The following is a 2,612-nucleotide window of genomic DNA, read 5'->3' as shown; positions in this document are numbered from 1 at the left end:
CACCCGGCCCACCCGGCCCACCGACGAGGACTGACATCCCGTGCTGAAGGCAACGCTCCGGAGTTTCCTCGCGCACAAGGGCAGACTGCTGCTCTCCGCGCTGGCCGTCGTCCTGTCCGTGGCGTTCGTCGCGGGCAGCCTGATCTTCTCCGACACGGTCACCCGTACCTTCGACCGGCTCTTCGCCTCCACCTCCGCCGATGTCACGGTGAGCCCCCGGAAGGACTTCGAGTCGCGTGTGCCGTCCGGCGAGGTCCTGACCCTGCCCGCCTCGCTGGCGAAGCGGGTCGCAGGAGTCGACGGGGTGAAGGACGCCCACGCGGACGTGTCCGTCAACAACCTCACCGTCGTCGACGACCGGAACAAGTCGGTGTCGCCGACCTCGGGCGCCCCCACCATCGCCACCGAATGGCACCTCACCGACCGCAGCCCCGTCGAACTCACCTCCGGCCATGCCCCCAGGGGCGACGGCGAGGCGCTGCTGGACGCGGACACCGCCGACAGCAAGCACGTGGGCATCGGCGACACGCTCACCGTCCACGCGCAGCCGGGCTCGTTCAAGGTCCGGATCGTCGGGATCGCCACCTTCACCACCACCAACCCGGGCGCGGCGCTGCTCTTCCTGGACGAGAGGACCGCGTCCGCCAAGCTGCTCGGCGCGCCGGGCCGGGCGACGGCCATCTCGGTGACCGCGGCGAACGGGGTCACCGACGCGGAGCTGAAGAGCCGGGTCGCGAACCGGGTCGGCACCACGGGCTACGAGCTGAAGACCGCCGCCGAGCAGGCCGAGTCCGCCGCCGAACAGCTCGGCGGATTCCTCGACGTGATCAAGTACGTGATGCTGGGTTTCGCCGGGATCGCGGTGCTCGTCGGGGTCTTCCTGATCGTCAACACCTTCTCGATGCTGATCGCCCAACGCACCCGCGAACTGGGCCTGTTGCGGGCGCTCGGCGCCGACCGGCGGCAGGTGCGCCGGTCCGTGCTGACGGAGGCGGTGCTGCTCGGCCTGGTCGGCTCGACGCTCGGCCTCGCCGCCGGGATCGGGCTGGCGGCCGGGCTGATCCGGCTGATGAGCGCGTTCGGCATGAACCTCAGCTCGGCCGACATGGTGGTGGGCTGGGCGACTCCCGTGTCGGCGTACGCCGTCGGGCTCGGCGTCACCTTCGTGGCGGCCTATCTGCCGGCCCGGCGGGCCGCTGTGGTGTCCCCCATGGCCGCGCTGTCGGACGCCGAGATCGCGGGCGTGGGGCGGCCGTTGCGGGTACGGGCGGTGGCCGGCGCGATCGTGGGGGCGCTCGGGGCCGCCGCGCTCGTGGGCTGCGCCACGGCCGAGAAGACGTCGTCCTCCGCCTCCCTGCTGGGACTCGGGGTCTTCCTCACGCTCATCGCGACGGTCATCGCGGGTCCGCTGCTGGTCAGGCCGGTCATCCGGGTCCTCGGGGGCGCGTTCCCGGCGATCTACGGGCCGGTCGGCATGCTGAGCCAGCGCAACGCCCTGCGCAATCCCCGCCGTACGGGGGCCACGGCGGCGGCGCTGATGGTGGGCCTCGCCCTGGTCGGCGGGATGTCCGTGGCCAGCGCCTCGATGACGAAGTCCTTCGACCAGCAGATCGACCGGACGCTCGGTGCCGACTTCGTCCTCCAGAACGACAACTTCGTGCCGTTCCCGCAGGAGGTCACCGGCAAGGTGCGGGCCACGGAGGGTGTCGGTCTCGTCGTACGGCAGCGGTTCGTGCCGGTCGCGGTGCGGCTCCCGGACGGCAAGCGTCTCGAAACGACGGCCGCCGGGTACGACGCGAAGCTCGACGACGTCGCCCACGTCACCTACGTGCGGGGCGACACGGCCGCCGCGCTCGCGGCCGGTCACCTGGGCATGGCCGCCGACTACGCCAAGGACCACGGCGTGCGCGTCGGCACTGTGCTGCCGGTGGAGTTCCCGAACGGCGGCCGGACCAAGCTGACGGTCGCCGCCCTCACCGACCAGCCGGGCGCCAAGGGGTTCGGCACCCAGGGCGGGTTCTACTTCGGGATCGCCGTCGCCGAGAAGTACGTGCCGGGCGGCCAGGACTCCGCGCTGTACGTCAACGCCGCGAACGGCACCAGTGCGAGTGCGCTGCGGCCCGCGCTGGAGCGGACACTCGCCCCGTACCCGCAGGTCAAGGTGCGTGACCAGGCGGACTACAAGGAACTGATCCGCAACCAGATCGCCGTGCTGCTCTACCTCGTGTACGCGCTGCTGGGGCTCGCGATCGTCATCGCGGTGCTCGGTGTGGTGAACACCCTCGCCCTGTCGGTCGTGGAACGCACGCGCGAGATCGGGCTGCTGCGGGCCATCGGACTGTCGAGGCGGCAACTGCGCCGGATGATCCGGCTGGAGTCCGTGGTGATCGCCGTGTTCGGCGCGGTGCTGGGGCTCGCGCTCGGGCTGGTGTGGGGCGTGTGCGTCCACCGGGTGCTGGCCCTCCAGGGCATGAAGGCGCTGGCGGTTCCCTGGGGCACGATCGCGCTGGTGGTCGTGGGCTCGGCGGTGGTCGGCATCGTGGCCGCGCTGCTGCCGGCGCTGCGCGCGTCCCGGATGAACGTACTGGCGGCGATCGCGCACGACTGAGGGG

1 protein-coding gene is annotated in these 2,612 nt (G+C 71.8%); it reads left to right on the top strand.

All coding sequences use genetic code 11. The features are described 5' to 3' along the window. The first annotated feature begins 40 nt into the window (after positions 1-40). Entirely contained in the window at positions 41-2,608 is a 2,568-nt protein-coding gene (locus AOK08_RS41995; protein ID WP_055535845.1) for an ABC transporter permease, read from the top strand. The last annotated feature ends 4 nt before the right edge of the window (positions 2,609-2,612 follow it).

It is taken from the genome of Streptomyces graminilatus (genome assembly GCF_001418565.1).
Lineage (GTDB): Bacteria > Actinomycetota > Actinomycetes > Streptomycetales > Streptomycetaceae > Streptomyces > Streptomyces graminilatus.
The sequence above is the reverse complement of the archived record's forward strand: the minus strand, read 5'-3'. Positions and strand labels throughout refer to the sequence as shown.